1 protein-coding gene is annotated in these 419 nt (G+C 75.7%); it reads left to right on the forward strand.

Annotation, left to right across the window (positions count from 1 at the left end):
• A partial coding sequence (locus G3I71_RS48580) for a CBS domain-containing protein (protein ID WP_164325382.1) occupies window positions 1-419 on the forward strand: 419 nt, incomplete at both ends.

Below are 419 nucleotides of genomic sequence, written 5' to 3' on the forward strand. Positions count from 1 at the left end.
CGCGAGGAGCTGTCCGGCGCGCGGTCCCCGGCCGAGCTCGCGTCGCTCGTGCGGCGCTCCGCCGAGCAGGGCACGCTCGACGCCGCGACCGCCACGCTGCTCACCAACTCGATCGACTTCTCGACGCTCACGGCGGTCGACGTCATGACGGACCGCACACGGCTCGTCGTCGTGCGGCGCGACGACTCCGCCGCCGACGTCATGGCGCTGTCGCGCCAGACCGGGCACTCGCGGTTCCCCGTGATCGGGGACTCGGTCGACGACGTCGCCGGGTTCGTGCACCTGCGCAAGGCGATGGCCGTGCCGCACGACCGGCGCGCCGAGGTGCCGGCCGCGGCCCTCATGGTCGACGCGCCGCGCGTGCCCGAGACCGTGGGGCTCGGGCCGCTGCTGGTCGACCTGCGCGGGCAGGGCCTGCA

It is taken from the genome of Streptomyces sp. SID12501 (assembly GCF_010550245.1).
Taxonomy (GTDB): domain Bacteria; phylum Actinomycetota; class Actinomycetes; order Streptomycetales; family Streptomycetaceae; genus Streptomyces.